Source organism: Gemella haemolysans (assembly GCF_028308085.1).
Taxonomy (GTDB): Bacteria; Bacillota; Bacilli; order Staphylococcales; family Gemellaceae; genus Gemella; species Gemella haemolysans_D.
Genome location: NZ_JAQMFS010000049.1, coordinates 1 through 15,473, shown reverse-complemented (window position 1 = coordinate 15,473; position 15,473 = coordinate 1). Strand labels below are relative to the sequence as shown.

The following is a 15,473-nucleotide window of genomic DNA, read 5'->3' as shown; positions in this document are numbered from 1 at the left end:
AAGTTTAAAATACTGTGACTTATATTATTTACCACAATAAATATAAACCTTATAAATTGAGATTTTTATTATATTTATCGTTTTTAACTTTATAATTATTAAAGATAATTTAATATTATATATATTTAATTTTAGTGTTAAATTATTCATTATTTATTTCATCTATTTTCTTTATTAGTTATGATAAAAGTGTTAGAATTAAATATACAGGGGGGATTATTATGAATAAAAAAGTCTTTATAGTGTTCTTTATTCTTTTTTTAACAGTATTTATGATTATTATTTCAATTATTAATACTCATGGAGAAGATTATAAAGAAGCCACAGTGAATGGAATTTTGATTAAAGGTGATAACACCAAATATAGGGTTAAATTTCTCAAAAAGATAGATGGTGACACAATTATCGTTCAATTCAATCATAAAGAACTAAAAGTTAGATATTTACTTATCGATACTCCAGAAACAGTAAAACCTGGTGTGAAAGTTCAAAAATATGGACCTGAGGCTAGTGAATTAAACGGAAAACTTTTGTCTAATGCTAAAAATGTTGAAATTGAATTTGATGTTTATCAAAAAGAAGATAAGTATCATAGAGCTCTATGCTACGTTTATGCTGATGGTAAAAATGTTCAAGAAGAATTACTAGTATCTGGTTTAGCTGAAATAAAATACGTAAAACCACCTGATACTAGATATCTAGAAAAATATAAAAAGGCACAAAATAAAGCAAAAAGTAATAAACGTAACCTATGGTCTGGTGTATAAATTAAATATTTATAAAAAAGCAACTCAACAATTAAGATCTCTAAGAAATCTCTTTTGCTGAGTTGCTTCTGTTTTATTATTTTAATTTACTGTTTTTGTATGAGAATGTGAAGTAAATTATCATACCTACGATTACCCAAACGATGAAGATAATCCATGTTGTTAATGTAACACTGTATAGTAGTGCTCCAAATAAAACGATAGAGATAATTGGTAATACTGGCATTCCAGGTACTTTAAATCCACGTTTTAAGTCTGGGAATTTTTTGTAGAATACTATAGTAGTATAACTTACTAACGCAAATGCTATAATTGAAGCTACGTTAGCTAAGTCTGCTAGGTTACCTAATGGTAAGAAACCAGCTAGAACCGCTGTTAAAATTCCTAATCCCCAAGTTACAGTACTAGGTACTTTATTCGCATTAACTTTTGTTAATCCTTTTGGTAATAATCCATCACGAGCAATTGTATAAGTAATACGAATACCTGCATACATGAATGATAAGATACCAGCCATAAGTCCGATTACCGCACCAAGAGACACGATACCCGCAACTTTATTTTGTCCAACTTCTTCTAAAACGAATGCTAACGCATCTCCAGTTCCAAGTCTGCTGTATTCAACAACACCAGTTAATACTAAGCATACTAGAATATAGAAAGCCGTACAAACGATCATTGTGATAATAATTGCTTTAGGCAATGCTTTTTCAGGATTGATTGTTTCTTCTGCAGAAGTAGAAATCGCATCAAATCCTAAGTATGCAAAGAATACTGTTGTTGCAGCTAACATAACTCCAGAAAATCCAGTTGGAGCAAAGTTATTTGTCCAGTGTGTTGGTTCAACGTAAAGTGCACCAACAACAATGAATAAAATTACAATACCTACTTTTGCAGCTACCATAAGATTATTTACCATTTTACTACTTGAAGTTCCTTTTGATAGAATAAAAGTAATTAACAGTACGATAACAATCGCTGGGATATTTCCATATCCTCCAAGTGAAGGTAATGTATAAATTTCTTTTGGAAGGTCTATACCCAAGCCAGCTAATAGACGTGAGAAGTAACTAGACCACCCATTGGCTACTGTTGCAGCTGTAAGAACATATCCTCCTATTAATACCCATCCTATCGCATACGCTACAATCTCACCAACCGATACATATAAGTAAGTATATGTACTACCACTTGATGGAATTGTCGATGCTAGCTCTGCATAACAAAGTGCTGCTAAACAACATGCTAATCCTGCAATTAAGAATGAAAATACAACTGCAGGTCCTGCTTCTGCTGAAGCTTTACCTGTTAATACTAAAATACCTGATCCAATAATAGCCCCAATCCCGAATAGAACTAAGTCCATAGTTTTCATCGTGGGGGTTAACGTTTTGTTACGCGACTCAGCTAAAATTGAGTCAATTGATTTTTTTCTAAAAACGCTCATAATATCCTCCTAATTTATAATAAATATTCTCCCCTATTAATAATATTTATTAATTATATCATAGTTATAGATTATTCGCTACTAATTGTTTTACTTATGTAAGTAAAGAATTAAACAAATAATAAATAACCTAATAAAATAATATATTTTCTCTTTTACAATTTTTACCTACTATCTAATAAAAGGAAGTGGTTAACATACTATAAATATACATACCACTTCCTCTACAATATAACTATTCTATATTTTATTTTTTAATATTATATTACAAAGCTTGCTCTACTGGAGTATATTCATATCCTAAATCATCTGCAACTGCTTTGAATGTTACTTTTCCATTAGCTACGTTGATACCTGGTACTAATTCAGGGAATCTAGCAACTGCTTCTTTAACTCCTAATTTAGCTATTAGTTTAACATATTTAGCTGTAGCGTTACATAATGCGTATGTTGCTGTTTCAGCTACTGCACCTGGAATATTAGCAACTGAATAGTGTAATACTCCTTCTTCTACAAATATTGGTTTATCATGACTTGTAGGACGACCTTCTGTATATTCTGTTGTACCACCTTGGTCAATGGCAACGTCTACGATAACACCACCATCTGGCATATCTTTAATCATTTCTTTAGTAACAAGTTTTGGTGCTTTAGCTCCTGGAATTAACACTGTACTTACTACTAAGTCAGCAGTTTTAATTGCATTTGCAATATTTAATTTATTAGAGTAAACTGTTTCTACTTTACCACCAAAAATATGTGATAATTCAGTTAAACGATCTAAGTTAACGTCTAACATTGTAACACGAGCTCCTAAGCCTGAAGCTGCTGTAGCTGCTGCAGTTCCTGCTACCCCTGCACCAATAACTACAACATGACCTGGTTGAACTCCTGGAACACCTTGTAATAATTTACCTTTACCACCTTGTACTTTTGATAAGAATCTTGTACCCTCTTGAATAGCCATTCTTCCCGCAATTTCACTCATAGGTCTTAATAATGGTAAAGTACGACCTACTTTTACTGTTTCAAAAGCAATACCGATAGTCCCTGATTCTACCATTGCTTTAGTTAATTCTGGGTCTGCTGCTAAGTGTAAGTAAGTATAGATAATTAAACCTTTTCTGAAGTATTTATATTCTGATGGAATTGGTTCTTTTACTTTATAGATTAAATCTGATTTATTCCATACATCTTCTGCTTTATCTAATAAAACAGCCCCTACTTTTTCATACTCCACATCTGAAATACCCGAAGCTAAACCAGCTCCTTTTTCTACATAAACAGTGTGCCCATCTAGTACTAATTCATGTACTACTCCCGGAATTGCAGACACTCTACTTTCGTTGTTTTTAATTTCTGTTGGTACTCCGATAATCATTTCCCTTACCTCCTAATTTTTTCTGTACTTATATATTACCACAATTCTTATATTAATGAAAGCGTTTTTCTAGTGAAAGTAATAGTGAAAATATTTTCCCTATTTTATTATAATAATACAGGAATAAAAACCTATAAAATAGCTATTCTTTAATTTGACTTAATACTATTTTTGTGAAAATAAGTATCAATTGTTTTAGGAAAAGAAATTTGAAAAACAGCTGTTATATTTTCTAAGTAATTCTGTTTCATAAGGATAAAAGGATTAATTTTATTTTCAAAATTTTTAATTTATACAAAATTATTTACTAGAAGTATATACTTTTATTGAAAACTAAAATATTTATACAAAATTAATTTTTCCTTTTCAGTTTGTTATATTTCACATTATTTTGTGAAAAATATAACTTCTTGATAATACAATAAGCTTTGATGTGATATAACTAACTATTTATACTTTTATTGAAAACTCGATATTAAAAAATATAATTAAAGTTATTTCTGATATTATTTTTCTTCTTTTTATGATAAAATAATAATAGTGAAAAGAGGTATTCTCTTTGATCTAATAATCTATAATAATTTTAAAGCAAAAAACAAATAAATTTTTTGCTTTTGTATTTTGAACAGATTTTACTCATAAACAAAAACAAGCCCCTTAAACGATAGTTTAAAGGGCTTATTTTTATTATCTGCTATAGGAATTAAGGTGTTAATAGTTCCTGGTCTCAAGACTACTCTTTCATCCGTGTAGAAATCAGCTCCCCCATCTCCAACATTTGCAATGACCGGTAATTTACCATCATATCCTTTTACAAGTTCAAATTCTCTTATTTTATTCTCCTTCTATATCTTCATCACCATCTGGAAATGCATATTCACTACGTTCATCAAATTTAACAAATATGATCGTTAATATTCCAATTATCACTCCAAATATTCTTGATAACTCAATGCTAGTCATTATTGCCATACAAATAGCCATGTTATTTAATGTAAGGTACAAAGTATTAAAGTTTTTTTCTTAAGGTGTTCATTTCTTAAGCTTCTTTCTTTAGTCGTTTTTCACGTTTTTTTATTAACCTTTTATTGTTAATATAATTGTAAATTCTAACTTTGTTGAAAGTCTCGTTAGTTGCAAGAGTACCTTGAATATATAAATAATTATCTTCCAAACTTTCAATTTCTATTAACCAATCATTAAATTTTTTATGTGAACCTTCCATTTTTAAAAATATTTTTAAATCGGATCTTTCAACCCAATCTTCTGGATTTTCTAATTTATCCTTATAAGCATTATAGAAGTCCTCTTCTTTCATCTTAATCACCTTCCTTTAATTTATTTAAGTCAATGTCTAATACATTTGCTATCTTAACAGAGTTATCTAACTGAGGACTAGATGTGTTGCCATTAAACATTGAATATAATGTTTGTTCGAAAATTCCTGTTTCTTTTGATAATCTATAAATTGTCATTCCTTTATCTTCTAATTGTTCTTTTACCGCTTTATAAAATGCTTTCATAATTCTTTGACCTTTCTTCACTTTTATGCTATAATATATCTGAATATTTCCGGGGAATTTAAACCTTCTACTTCTTATTTTTCTAGGGAATACATTTCTAGCGAAAGGAGGTAAATATTATGGCTAAAGAGTTAATCAAACCTGGAACAGATAACAAGCCCGCAGGTACTTACAAAGAAGTAGGACCACGTGGTGGGTCTGTTCACAAAGGTAGAACTGTCCACATAGACCAAGGCGACCGTCTACCACCTACTCAAAAATCAGGAAATAAATGGATTAAGAAATAATTTTCTTTTTATTTTTTGAAAAACAATAACTTCTATCCAACACATCTAACTGTAACCAAGATTCAGCATATAATTTACTGTTCTCTTCATAAACTGTTAGATAGTGTTTGGTACTTAGCACTACTTTAGAGACTAATCCAACAGTTGCTAATGTTAGTGCTATTTTTGTTTTAGTTTTAATCCTTCTAAATTATTCCCTCGGCTCTTTAGATGTATTCTATTTTTTCAATTCTTTCTTTTGGTGATCTTTTTCCTTTTAAAATATCAATCGTATAAGGAACAGAAATACCAACCATGTTAGAAAACCAAGTTATTGTTTTCTCTTTAAGTTCTAATTTATACTTTACCTCTCTGTAAAATTCCTCTGACATGATTTCACCTATTTTAGATTTTTGGATAAGATTATTGGATATTGCGTTGATTTTTTTTATCCAATATGCTAAAATTTAAGCATAGCTAAATAAATCAATAAATAAAACCATAATATTAGTATTACTAATGTTTGCCGATGTTCTTTTTATTAAATTGATTATTAGCTAAATAACTAGCTTAACTAAAGTATATTGTATTTTTGGATAATTGCCAATAGTTTTTTTATCCAAAAAGATAAAATATTTTTGTTGTGCTTTCGAAATGAGGTGAAAACCATGGATATGCTCTTAAAGATAAAACAATTAGCGAATCAAAAAGGTATTACTATATCAGAATTAGAACGCAGAATAAACTTATCTAATGGGCAAATTGGAAAATGGAGTAGACAAACTCCTGGAATAGACAAAGTTCAAAAAGTCGCCGACTACTTCAACGTATCAGTCGACTACCTACTAGGTAGAAAAAAAACAGAAGAAGACCAATATGAACAACAGTTAGTCGCTATGTTTAGGAAACAAACAGACGGAATGAACGATTCACAAAAAGAAAAGTTCAACAAATCACTAGACAAATTATTTTCAGTCGCAGAAGCTTTACTAAGTGACGAAGATAGTTGGAAAGGAGATTAATGAAAAAACATGAATACAACATCGTAAGCCAAGACAGATATTTACAATATCGACAAAAAGCATACGAAATACTGAGAGAAATAGGACTTGATCCAAAACTAATCACATACAAACACATAATAAATCACTTTAGGAAGAAGTACAATATAAAATTTATTCTATTTGACGTAGAATATCCAGAATTTGGAATACAACCAAAAATAAACGACTACTTTGGGAGACTGCTTAACACAAACATAGTTCAAGGAGTCGATATGGAATTTATTAAAAAGTGTTCAGGGATGATCATTCCAAAAAAAGACAAGTACGTAATAATGATAAATCAATCTTCAGGATATTTAGAAAGAATCATATTCACTGTATTGCATGAATTAAGTCACGTTCATTGTCATTTACAAGGGAATATTAACAGAGCATTCATGTCACTTAATAACGATATGATAGTAGGTGAATATCCAAAAGAAATGCAACCGTTCGAAGATGAAGCAAATATAGTAGCCTCTATTCTATATTTACCTGATGAAACTATAGTAGATCTAATAACAAAAGGATATAGCTATGATGAGATACAAAAAGAGGTAAAATTAAGCAATACAGCTTTATTCAACAGACTTCGTAACTTTCTAATCTATAAAAATATATCACCATACGATGCTACTAATTTCGTAACAACTTTTAGAAATGGTACACAAATAAGAATATAAAAAGGGAGAAGATAAAATGACAATTTCAATAACAATTAAACAAGCTGATAACTTTAGTTTTACAGGTGTTAAAACCCTAAGTAACGACTTAGGATTGATAGAAAGAGATGGAGACCTTACCTTCAATCATGATATATTTGAGAAATACAAATGTAAATTTAATCATCAATTTACAGAAGAAATAGTTGTAGAAGTAGAAACAGGTATTTATACTGTTACAAATTACAAAAAAGTTAAAAGCTTTGATTTATTTTACTCAAGAAATAATAATCTATTATTCTTTATAGCACCAAATAAAGTGGTTAATGCTTATTGCAAACAATTACATAACGACTTAGGAATAACAATACACAATTATACATTTGATTTCTTAAGAATAGTGAGATTACAAAATTCTACAAAAGTAGTTAATTTTAAAGTTGAAGACATCCATATTGATAACAAAACATTTAACGGAGTAGACGTTGAAAATAACGATGAAGTAAAAGAAGCTCTAGCAAATGATAAAGCCACATACATGGTATTAAACATGGACGTGGCTAACGAACCTCGAAGTATTGGTTTTTCGAAAAAAGGAATAATAGTAATTCAAAATAAAATATACGCAACAGGTGAGGTCCCAGAGCCGTATTTAAAATGCGCACACGATATATTGCTTGCAATAAGAGCAATTGATTAAGATACTACTATATAATTTCCTAATACCTTTCTAATATATTGAATTGATTTAGATGTAACTTTAATTTTATTATTATAAATATCAATGTCATTTTCATCTTCTTTAAACTGTAAATGAAATTTTGCGTTTTTAGATTCATCTATATGATTTACAATGAATTTATAAAAAGGGTTAGACTTTATAAAAGTAATATCTATGGAATGTAACTCACCAGAAGTTATAAGTTCACTCAATTCACTCTTAATTACGTCAGTAAAATTGATATACTTATTAAACTCATTCTTAGAATTAGGATACGAGACAGATGTATTATAATTTATAATTAAGTTAGAATACTCATCGTAATTTATTAAACTTAAATTCACAGTATGCAATACATTTTCGTAAGTTAATTGTAATTCTATACTATTAGAAGTATTTCTTTCTGATGAAACAACAACATTAGGGATAGTTTGGAAAGTTCTCGATATTTTATCCAAGTGTTTAAATTCTAATTCTTTAGAAAAAATGTATTTTGAAGAACTATTCCAAACCACTGTATCACGATTAAACTTACTACAAAACTTTCTCCAAAGTAGGAAAACAAATAAGGATTCCTTATATAAAATTTGAATGTAAGCTGTGATTAATCCAATAAAAGTAATAGCTATATTTATATTTTTGAAATTAGATAATTCGGGGTCCACTATCGTAATTACTAAAGCTGCTAAAAATATTACGCTAATAAAAACTAACTTCATTATTTTCTTCATTTTCATCACCTCTTTATTAATAATTATACCAAATAAAGAAAGTTTTTTAAACCGTATCGAATTAGGCACGGTAACTATAATTCCAAACTAGTCGATTTCGACCAGTTTAGACAAAATAAAAATTCCCTACTCCTGCAAGAGTAAGGAAAAAATGAGATACTGCAATATCTCAAAAAATGTGTATGGTATACACATAAGACACACTAATAGTATATCATACACATCTGAATTCAACAAGAAAGGATGTGTATTTGCCATGCAAAAAAGACAATTACCAAACGGAAAATGGCAGTTCACAGAAGGTTACAAGGACAAAGAAGGAAAATACAGACATATAACCGTTGTTAAACCTAATAAAACACGCGCTTCAGAAAAAGAAGCATACGAGAAATTACAAGATAAGATTAGAGAAAAATTAGAAGATAAAGTAGACTAAAAACTATCGGATATTATAAAAAGGAATTTTTAGAAATAAAAAAAAATACTGTGAGTATCAACACTCTAGCTTCTTATAAGTCAATTTTAAAATTGTTAGATGATGGCATAAATATTAGCCATATCACAAAACTTGAGTACGAAAAAAAATTAAATCAATACAGAGAAACATATTCTCCTCAACATATAAAATCAATAAAAAATATATTTAATATTTTCTTTAAATTCATCAAATCTTACTACATATCTACATTTGATATCTATTTAGAATTCGCTTTATCAAAAGAAGACAAGTTCAAAGAAAAACAAAAGATTAAATACATAGAAACCAATAAAATCCAAGAAGTTTTGGAATCCATAACACACCCTATTACAAAAGATTTTGTAACAGTTCAATTACTAATAGGCTTACGTGTTGGAGAATTACTGGCAGTTCCCCAAAAAGATATTGATATAAAAAACAAGACACTTAGTGTAAATAAAACAAAACACGCTTCTGGAGTGTTCACATCTCCTAAAACTTTATCTAGTGTTCGCACGATAGAAATAAATGATGAAACATTAGATATATTGATAAGATATATGAGTTCTTCAGAGACAATATTCGACACTAACCTTTCAACACTTAATCACAATTTTAAAAAAATAAAACTAAGTACACATATGTTCAGACACACTCACGTTGCCCTGTTGGTTGAAGCTGGAGTACCTATTAAGGCTATATCTGAAAGATTAGGTCTTTCAAAAATTGATACTACTTTAGATATTTACTCTCACGTTACTGAAAATATGAAATTAGATTTCAGAACAAAATTGAATAACCTCTGCGCAGATATTACTCATAAACAAAAACAAGCCCCTTAAACGATAGTTTAAAGGGCTTATTTTTATTAACGGCTGTAGTACTCAACGATAAGTTGTTCGTTGATTTCTGGGTGTAATTCACTTCTTTCTGGAAGTCTTACTAATGATCCTTCTAATTTATCAGCATCAAAAGTTAAGTACTCAGGTACAAAGTTAGTGATTTCAACAGCTTCTTTAATAATTTCAAGGTTTCTAGATTTTTCTCTTACTGAAACTACTTGACCTGGTTTAACAGCGTAAGAAGCGATATCTACTTTTTTACCATCTACAAGAACGTGACCGTGGTTAACTAATTGTCTAGCTTGACGGTTAGTTCTAGCTAATCCTAAGCTGTATACTACAGAATCTAAACGTGTAGCAAGTAATGCCATGAAGTTTTCCCCGTGAAGACCTTGTAATTTACCAGCTTTATCGAATAATTTACGGAATTGTTTTTCGTTCATTCCGTGTAGGTAACGAAGTTTTTGTTTTTCTTGTAATTGTAAACCATACTCAGATAGTTTCTTTCTTAAGTTAGGACCGTGTTGTCCTGGTGCGTAAGGACGTTTAGCTAACTCCTTACCAGTACCGCTTAGTGAGATTCCTAAACGACGAGATTTTTTCCAAGTTGAACCTGTAAAACGAGCCATTATGTGCTCCTCCTTTTATCTTTTTGTTTTTATATTTGTGAAAACAAAAAGCACGATTATCGTTGTTGTATATGTTATAAAACTGGAACTTCGCCTAGCAGCATAGGCTACGAGTTGCCACATTAAATAATGTATAACATAGAGGCAATAACAATTAATCCACTGCTATTATTTTACACAAAGATTAGTTTACCATTATTTTGAATAATAGTCAACTATTTTGATGTTGTATTCTTATTTTTTTATTAATAATGTAATACAAAATTCTATTCACATAGATTTAGAAATTTTTTAAATGTATCAATTTCATAATCAACTTCTGGATGCCACTGTAATCCAATTAAGTTTCCTTTTTCAATTGCTTCTACAGTTCCATCTTCAGAAACCGCTGTTACTTTAAATCCTTCGGCAACTCTATTTACTGCCTGATGATGAATTGAATTAACCTCTGCTTTATTTCCATATAAACTATGGACAAACGAATTTTCTTCTATATCTATATTGTGACGAACTAATTTTTCTTTACTTGTATGATCATTAATATGCTGTTTCAATGAACCACCATGATAAATATTTAAGCTTTGTAAGCCACTACAGATTCCAAGTATTGGCTTATTATTTTTTTCAAAAAGCTCAATAAGTTTGAAGTCTAATTCATCTTCATACGGATCTTCAGGATATTCTAAACCTTCTAGAGGTTTCTCCCCATAAAACTTAGGATTAATATCCCGATCCCTACCAGCAATTATAAGGCCACTACACATGGCTACAATTCCCTCAATTCCGTTTTGAGAACAAACTGGGAATAATATAAATCCAGCTTTTTCCGCTACTTCTGAAAAATAACCATTAATGTATAGACGTCTTTTTGCTATACCAGCATCTGATTGGTAATCGACACTTCTTGTTGAAATTGCAATTATTTTCATATGCAATGACCTCCTTTTTTAAATTTTATGACTCTTATTATATAAATATTATAGAAAATTGTCAAGAATAGGATTTTCATGAAAACATATGAAAACTTTAAGTATATTAATAAGTTTAAATATTAAACATAATTTATGTATCAATTATTTTTTTATAAACTATCTTGGGTAGATATTATTAAGGATTAATACTATTTAATTTATCTCCACTTGATAATAGTAAACTTTTAAAATTACCATTATATCTATATATTAAATTCAAAGTATTAATCTAATGTTAAACTTAATACATTCTATTGTAAATATACTGAAAGATATGTATAATAGTAATGTGTTAAATATTAAGGAGGAATAATTGAATGAATTATTTATTGACTGTTAAATATCCTAAACAAGAAGTTATAGAGGATGGCAAAGAGTCGGTTACCAATGTTAAGGAAAATCATGAGGATTTAACTTCAGAGGAACTTTTAGAAAAATATCAAGAGTTTCAACGCGTAGGATATGATGTCAAAGTTAACTTTGTTACTTCTGATGTATATGATGAATTCGATGTTTTTAAACTAGCAGAAATCTTAGATCTTAATGCGATTGATTATAGTGCAAAACTTAAATTTATAAATCGCTCAAATAAAGGATCTCATGATTATATCAGTAGTCTAGCAAAATTATTTGATAGATATACTTTTGATTATGATATTTCGATTAAACTGAAAATTAACGATAAATCGGAAATTGACTTTAAAAATGAAGATACATGGTTTGGAGAAACTCCAGTCTATCAAATAAATCCAAAAATTAACGTAAAAGATGCTAAATTATTTAAAAACTTATATGATGAATTAAATGAAATAGCTCAAGTTAGTGCAGAAATTAAACCCAAAAAATTAGAGGAGAAAATACTTTTATTATCATTAGATAATTATCCAGCAGGAACTGAAGTTATTTTCACTCTAAAAGACTCTGAGATTTATGAATAGAATAAATTAAATTTAGAAACTGAGGATACTAATTAATTATTAGTATCCTCAGTTTCTTTACTTTTTATTAACTATATTTTGTTCTTTTTTTATCAAATTCAAAAAAAGACAACAGAGAAAGTTCTCTGTTGCCTTGACGTACTTTGGTATAAGACCAATATTAACGTTTTGAGAATTGAGGAGCACGTCTCGCACCACGAAGACCGTATTTTTTACGTTCTTTCATACGAGGGTCACGAGTTAGTAATCCTGCTGGTTTTAAGTCTTTACGGTATTCTGGGTTTACTTCTAGTAAAGCACGTGCAATTCCGTGACGGATTGCTTGAGCTTGTCCTGTGTATCCTCCACCGTTAACGTTAACTAAAACGTCATAGTTACCTGTAGTAGATGTAACTTCTAAAGGTTGCATTAAGTCTAATACTAATGATTCTAATGGTAAGTATTCACGCATTTCTCTGTTGTTGATAACAACTTTCCCTGTTCCAGGTACTAATCTTACACGTGCTACTGAGCTTTTACGGCGTCCTGTACCGCGATATTCTACTTGTGCCATTTAATTATTTCCTCCTATATTATCCACGTAATTCGTATTTTTCTGGTTTTTGTGCTGCGTGTGGGTGTTCAGCTCCACGGTAAACGTGAAGTTTCATTCCTTGAGCTCTACCTAAAGTATTTTTTGGTAACATACCTTTGATAGATAGTTCTAAAAGTTCTTCTGGATATTTTTCTACCATTAATCCAGCAGTTCTTTCTTTTAACCCACCTGGGTGCATTGTGTGACGACGGTAAATTTTATCAGTTAATTTTTTACCAGTTAACACAATTTTCTCAGCGTTGATAATGATAACATTATCCCCAGTATCGATGTGTGGTGTATAAGTAGGTTTGTGTTTCCCTCTTAAAATTGAAGCTACCTCTGATGATAAGCGACCTAAAGTTTGTCCTTCAGCATCGATTACATACCATTTTTTTTCTACAGTTGATGGCTTTGCCATATATGTTTGACGCATGTCTTTTTTCCTCCTAGATGTTGTTTTTAATCTGTCATAACGACTAAGTTTTCCGGGGCTTACTCGTGAAGATATATAAACAATATCATAAGTAATAATACCTTATTTACTGATAAATGTCAAGATATTTTCTTTACTTTTATTTATATTTCTTCTCTTATTTTTCCCAGCTGGAAAATTAAAATTAAGGGCTAATCTAAAATTAGATATTCTCAATTTATTTCACCCTTAATTTATAAAAATTTAAAACTTTTTATTTAATTGTTTCTAATGCAGCTTTTACTCTAGATGCTACTCTTTCTTTACCTAGTAATTCTAAGCTTGTGTTTAATTCTGGACCGTGCATTGATCCTGTAGAAGCTATACGAATTGGCATGAATAAGTTTTTACCTTTTACTCCAGTATCTTTTTGAATAGCTTTGATTAAAGCTTTGATGTTATCAGCAGTAAATTCTTCTACTTCTTCAACTTTTGTTAAGAAATCTTCGAATACTGTTGCTGTTGTTTCTTGTTTTAAAATTTCTAATTCTTCTTCATCAAATTTTACTTCTTCTACGAAGAATTGTTTTGTTAATTCTACGATTTCAGCACCATAACTCATTTGTGGTTGGTATAGAGAAATTAATTTTTCAAACCAAGCTTTATTTGCTTCCACTTCTTCAGCAGTTGCAACACCTTCTTTTACGAAGAATGGTAATGATAAGTCTACGATTCTTTCTAAAGGTTGTGCTTTAATATATTGGTTATTAATCCAAGTTAGTTTGTTATTATCGAAGAACGCTGGTGATTTACTTAAACGTTTTTCATCGAAAATTTCAACAAATTCTTCTTTAGTGAAAATCTCTTGTTCACCTTCTGGAGACCATCCTAATAATGTAATGAAGTTAAATAATGCTTCTGGAAGGTATCCTAATTCATCATATTGTTCGATGAATTGAATGATTGTTTCATCACGTTTAGATAATTTTTTCTTGTTTTCATTTACGATTAGAGTCATGTGACCAAATCTTGGTGGTTCAAATCCTAATGCTTCATATACAACAAGTTGTTTTGGTGTATTTGAAACGTGGTCATCTCCACGTAGGACGTGAGAAATTTGCATTAAATGATCATCAATTGCCACCGCAAAGTTATATGTAGCTACTCCATCATTTTTAATGATTACGAAATCACCGAAGTCATGTCCTTCAAATGATAATTCACCTTTAACCATATCATCGAATTTATATGTTCTGTCTTGTGGAACACGAATACGGATAGATGGTTTTCTACCTTCTTTTTCAAATGCTTCTTGTTCTTCTTTAGTAAGATGAGCATGTTTTCCACTATAGCGTGGTGGTAATCCATTAGCAATTTGCTCTTCTCTTTCCGCTTCTAATTCTTCAGCAGTCATGTAACATTTGTAAGCTTTATCTTCAGCAATAAGTTGATCTGCGTATTTTTGATAGATATCGATTCTTTCTGATTGACGGTAAGGACCAAATTCTTTTTCTTTTCCAATACCTTCATCATAATCAAGACCTAGCCAATCCATGTATTTAAGTTGGCTTCTTTCACCTTCTTCTTTATTACGTTTGAAGTCAGTATCTTCAATTCTTAGTACGAAGTCTCCACCGTAATGTTTTGCAAAAAGGTAATTAAATAATGCTGTTCTTGCATTTCCGATATGTAAATTTCCTGTTGGAGATGGTGCATATCTTACTCTTACTTTTGTCATAGTTATCTCCTTTTTCACTATTAAATATATTTTAATACTAGAATATTATATCACAAACTATATTCATATTTCAATGAAAGTTCAACAATTCACTAAGAAAAGCCTTATCAATTGTTATATTTATGTTTTAATCACAAAAATTATTTAAAATTATGATATTCAAAAATTCATGAGAAACTAAACTTAATTCCAATTAAATAATACTTCTTCGTTTTTATATTGTTATTATTTTTTAATACAACAAAATAATGACCACCCCTGAAAAGGGGTGGTCAGATTGTTGACAAAACGACCAAAATATCAATGAACATATTGATGTTTTGGTCGTTTTTCAAAAAAAATAAGCCTTATGACTAAAGCATCAGTAG

The 15,473-nt window shown here is 29.8% G+C and carries 20 protein-coding genes; 8 read left to right on the top strand and 12 right to left on the bottom strand.

Annotated features, from left to right (window positions below):
- The first annotated feature begins 221 nt into the window (after nucleotides 1-221).
- Complete coding sequence (locus PNO30_RS03455; RefSeq protein WP_271965233.1) at nucleotides 222-767, top strand: thermonuclease family protein; 546 nt, start codon at nucleotides 222-224, stop codon at nucleotides 765-767.
- Nucleotides 768-843: 76 nt separating this feature from the next.
- On the opposite strand, the gene PNO30_RS03450 is transcribed toward PNO30_RS03455, so the two are convergent.
- The 5 genes from PNO30_RS03450 to PNO30_RS03430 form a co-directional block, all read right to left on the bottom strand.
- Complete coding sequence (locus PNO30_RS03450) at nucleotides 844-2,214, bottom strand: amino acid permease (protein WP_271987174.1); 1,371 nt, start codon at nucleotides 2,212-2,214, stop codon at nucleotides 844-846.
- 265 nt (nucleotides 2,215-2,479) lie between these two features.
- Nucleotides 2,480-3,595 (bottom strand): alanine dehydrogenase, encoded by a 1,116-nt coding sequence (gene ald, locus PNO30_RS03445; protein WP_271987173.1) that lies wholly within the window; start codon nucleotides 3,593-3,595, stop codon nucleotides 2,480-2,482.
- A gap of 834 nt (nucleotides 3,596-4,429) precedes the next feature.
- Nucleotides 4,430-4,558 carry a hypothetical protein gene (locus PNO30_RS03440; RefSeq protein ID WP_271987172.1) on the bottom strand — a complete coding sequence of 43 codons (129 nt, stop codon included), beginning with the start codon at nucleotides 4,556-4,558 and terminating at the stop codon, nucleotides 4,430-4,432.
- A 76-nt stretch (nucleotides 4,559-4,634) separates the two neighbouring features.
- Nucleotides 4,635-4,913 carry a hypothetical protein gene (locus PNO30_RS03435; RefSeq protein ID WP_271965229.1) on the bottom strand — a complete coding sequence of 93 codons (279 nt, stop codon included), beginning with the start codon at nucleotides 4,911-4,913 and terminating at the stop codon, nucleotides 4,635-4,637.
- A gap of 1 nt (nucleotide 4,914) precedes the next feature.
- A complete protein-coding gene (locus PNO30_RS03430; protein WP_271965228.1) occupies nucleotides 4,915-5,118 on the bottom strand; it encodes a helix-turn-helix domain-containing protein in 204 nt (67 codons plus the stop codon).
- 119 nt (nucleotides 5,119-5,237) lie between these two features.
- Here PNO30_RS03430 and PNO30_RS03425 point away from each other — a divergent pair, with 119 nt between their 5' ends.
- Nucleotides 5,238-5,405, top strand: a complete 168-nt coding sequence (locus PNO30_RS03425) for a YjzC family protein (protein WP_271987171.1) — start codon at nucleotides 5,238-5,240, stop codon at nucleotides 5,403-5,405.
- Between the two features lie 206 nt (nucleotides 5,406-5,611).
- On the opposite strand, the gene PNO30_RS03420 is transcribed toward PNO30_RS03425, so the two are convergent.
- Entirely contained in the window at nucleotides 5,612-5,776 is a 165-nt protein-coding gene (locus PNO30_RS03420; RefSeq protein WP_271987170.1) for a hypothetical protein, read from the bottom strand.
- A 276-nt stretch (nucleotides 5,777-6,052) separates the two neighbouring features.
- On the opposite strand from PNO30_RS03420, the gene PNO30_RS03415 reads away from it, so the two are divergent.
- The 3 genes from PNO30_RS03415 to PNO30_RS03405 are packed head-to-tail and all read left to right on the top strand — an operon-like array spanning nucleotide 6,053 to nucleotide 7,789.
- Nucleotides 6,053-6,406 carry a helix-turn-helix domain-containing protein gene (locus PNO30_RS03415; RefSeq protein WP_271987169.1) on the top strand — a complete coding sequence of 118 codons (354 nt, stop codon included), beginning with the start codon at nucleotides 6,053-6,055 and terminating at the stop codon, nucleotides 6,404-6,406.
- Nucleotides 6,406-7,110 (top strand): ImmA/IrrE family metallo-endopeptidase, encoded by a 705-nt coding sequence (locus tag PNO30_RS03410; protein WP_271987168.1) that lies wholly within the window; start codon nucleotides 6,406-6,408, stop codon nucleotides 7,108-7,110. Before PNO30_RS03415 ends, PNO30_RS03410 begins: the two co-directional genes overlap by 1 nt.
- Before the next feature lie 16 nt (nucleotides 7,111-7,126).
- Nucleotides 7,127-7,789 carry a hypothetical protein gene (locus PNO30_RS03405; protein WP_271987167.1) on the top strand — a complete coding sequence of 221 codons (663 nt, stop codon included), beginning with the start codon at nucleotides 7,127-7,129 and terminating at the stop codon, nucleotides 7,787-7,789.
- Here the strand turns inward: PNO30_RS03405 and PNO30_RS03400 are convergent.
- Nucleotides 7,786-8,541: a hypothetical protein gene (locus PNO30_RS03400; protein WP_271987166.1), complete on the bottom strand. Its 756-nt coding sequence runs from the start codon at nucleotides 8,539-8,541 to the stop codon at nucleotides 7,786-7,788. The genes PNO30_RS03405 and PNO30_RS03400 overlap by 4 nt on opposite strands.
- A gap of 256 nt (nucleotides 8,542-8,797) precedes the next feature.
- Between PNO30_RS03400 and PNO30_RS03395 the strand changes: the two genes are divergently transcribed.
- A complete protein-coding gene (locus PNO30_RS03395) occupies nucleotides 8,798-8,977 on the top strand; it encodes a hypothetical protein (protein WP_271987165.1) in 180 nt (59 codons plus the stop codon).
- 50 nt (nucleotides 8,978-9,027) lie between these two features.
- The gene (locus PNO30_RS03390; protein ID WP_271987164.1) at nucleotides 9,028-9,840 is read left to right on the top strand and encodes a site-specific integrase; all 813 of its coding nucleotides are present in this window, start codon (nucleotides 9,028-9,030) and stop codon (nucleotides 9,838-9,840) included.
- Between the two features lie 26 nt (nucleotides 9,841-9,866).
- Here PNO30_RS03390 and rpsD read toward each other — a convergent pair whose 3' ends face one another.
- Complete coding sequence (rpsD, locus tag PNO30_RS03385) at nucleotides 9,867-10,469, bottom strand: 30S ribosomal protein S4 (protein ID WP_003145898.1); 603 nt, start codon at nucleotides 10,467-10,469, stop codon at nucleotides 9,867-9,869.
- 266 nt (nucleotides 10,470-10,735) lie between these two features.
- Nucleotides 10,736-11,398 carry a gamma-glutamyl-gamma-aminobutyrate hydrolase family protein gene (locus PNO30_RS03380; RefSeq protein WP_271987163.1) on the bottom strand — a complete coding sequence of 221 codons (663 nt, stop codon included), beginning with the start codon at nucleotides 11,396-11,398 and terminating at the stop codon, nucleotides 10,736-10,738.
- Between the two features lie 359 nt (nucleotides 11,399-11,757).
- On the opposite strand from PNO30_RS03380, the gene PNO30_RS03375 reads away from it, so the two are divergent.
- Complete coding sequence (locus tag PNO30_RS03375; RefSeq protein WP_271987162.1) at nucleotides 11,758-12,378, top strand: hypothetical protein; 621 nt, start codon at nucleotides 11,758-11,760, stop codon at nucleotides 12,376-12,378.
- A 160-nt stretch (nucleotides 12,379-12,538) separates the two neighbouring features.
- Here the strand turns inward: PNO30_RS03375 and rpsI are convergent, their stop codons facing one another.
- The 3 genes from rpsI to gltX all read right to left on the bottom strand — a co-directional run bounded on the left by rpsI (nucleotide 12,539) and on the right by gltX (nucleotide 15,105).
- Nucleotides 12,539-12,931, bottom strand: coding sequence for a 30S ribosomal protein S9 (gene rpsI, locus PNO30_RS03370; protein ID WP_003145894.1), 393 nt, complete (start codon nucleotides 12,929-12,931; stop codon nucleotides 12,539-12,541).
- A 19-nt stretch (nucleotides 12,932-12,950) separates the two neighbouring features.
- Nucleotides 12,951-13,388: a 50S ribosomal protein L13 gene (rplM, locus tag PNO30_RS03365; protein ID WP_003144827.1), complete on the bottom strand. Its 438-nt coding sequence runs from the start codon at nucleotides 13,386-13,388 to the stop codon at nucleotides 12,951-12,953.
- A 253-nt stretch (nucleotides 13,389-13,641) separates the two neighbouring features.
- Complete coding sequence (gene gltX, locus PNO30_RS03360; protein WP_271964784.1) at nucleotides 13,642-15,105, bottom strand: glutamate--tRNA ligase; 1,464 nt, start codon at nucleotides 15,103-15,105, stop codon at nucleotides 13,642-13,644.
- Nucleotides 15,106-15,473: the final 368 nt, after the last annotated feature.

Coding starts and splice junctions, on each gene's coding strand:
- PNO30_RS03455 (WP_271965233.1), top strand. CDS start 222: ATGAATAAAAAAGTCTTTATAGTGTTCTTTATTCTTTTTTTAACAGTA.
- PNO30_RS03415 (WP_271987169.1), top strand. CDS start 6,053: ATGGATATGCTCTTAAAGATAAAACAATTAGCGAATCAAAAAGGTATT.
- rpsD (WP_003145898.1), bottom strand. CDS start 10,469: ATGGCTCGTTTTACAGGTTCAACTTGGAAAAAATCTCGTCGTTTAGGA.
- PNO30_RS03405 (WP_271987167.1), top strand. CDS start 7,127: ATGACAATTTCAATAACAATTAAACAAGCTGATAACTTTAGTTTTACA.
- PNO30_RS03425 (WP_271987171.1), top strand. CDS start 5,238: ATGGCTAAAGAGTTAATCAAACCTGGAACAGATAACAAGCCCGCAGGT.
- PNO30_RS03440 (WP_271987172.1), bottom strand. CDS start 4,558: ATGACTAGCATTGAGTTATCAAGAATATTTGGAGTGATAATTGGAATA.
- PNO30_RS03430 (WP_271965228.1), bottom strand. CDS start 5,118: ATGAAAGCATTTTATAAAGCGGTAAAAGAACAATTAGAAGATAAAGGA.
- rpsI (WP_003145894.1), bottom strand. CDS start 12,931: ATGGCACAAGTAGAATATCGCGGTACAGGACGCCGTAAAAGCTCAGTA.
- gltX (WP_271964784.1), bottom strand. CDS start 15,105: ATGACAAAAGTAAGAGTAAGATATGCACCATCTCCAACAGGAAATTTA.
- PNO30_RS03400 (WP_271987166.1), bottom strand. CDS start 8,541: ATGAAGAAAATAATGAAGTTAGTTTTTATTAGCGTAATATTTTTAGCA.
- PNO30_RS03395 (WP_271987165.1), top strand. CDS start 8,798: ATGCAAAAAAGACAATTACCAAACGGAAAATGGCAGTTCACAGAAGGT.
- PNO30_RS03410 (WP_271987168.1), top strand. CDS start 6,406: ATGAAAAAACATGAATACAACATCGTAAGCCAAGACAGATATTTACAA.
- PNO30_RS03375 (WP_271987162.1), top strand. CDS start 11,758: ATGAATTATTTATTGACTGTTAAATATCCTAAACAAGAAGTTATAGAG.
- PNO30_RS03435 (WP_271965229.1), bottom strand. CDS start 4,913: ATGAAAGAAGAGGACTTCTATAATGCTTATAAGGATAAATTAGAAAAT.
- ald (WP_271987173.1), bottom strand. CDS start 3,595: ATGATTATCGGAGTACCAACAGAAATTAAAAACAACGAAAGTAGAGTG.
- PNO30_RS03420 (WP_271987170.1), bottom strand. CDS start 5,776: ATGTCAGAGGAATTTTACAGAGAGGTAAAGTATAAATTAGAACTTAAA.
- PNO30_RS03380 (WP_271987163.1), bottom strand. CDS start 11,398: ATGAAAATAATTGCAATTTCAACAAGAAGTGTCGATTACCAATCAGAT.
- rplM (WP_003144827.1), bottom strand. CDS start 13,388: ATGCGTCAAACATATATGGCAAAGCCATCAACTGTAGAAAAAAAATGG.
- PNO30_RS03450 (WP_271987174.1), bottom strand. CDS start 2,214: ATGAGCGTTTTTAGAAAAAAATCAATTGACTCAATTTTAGCTGAGTCG.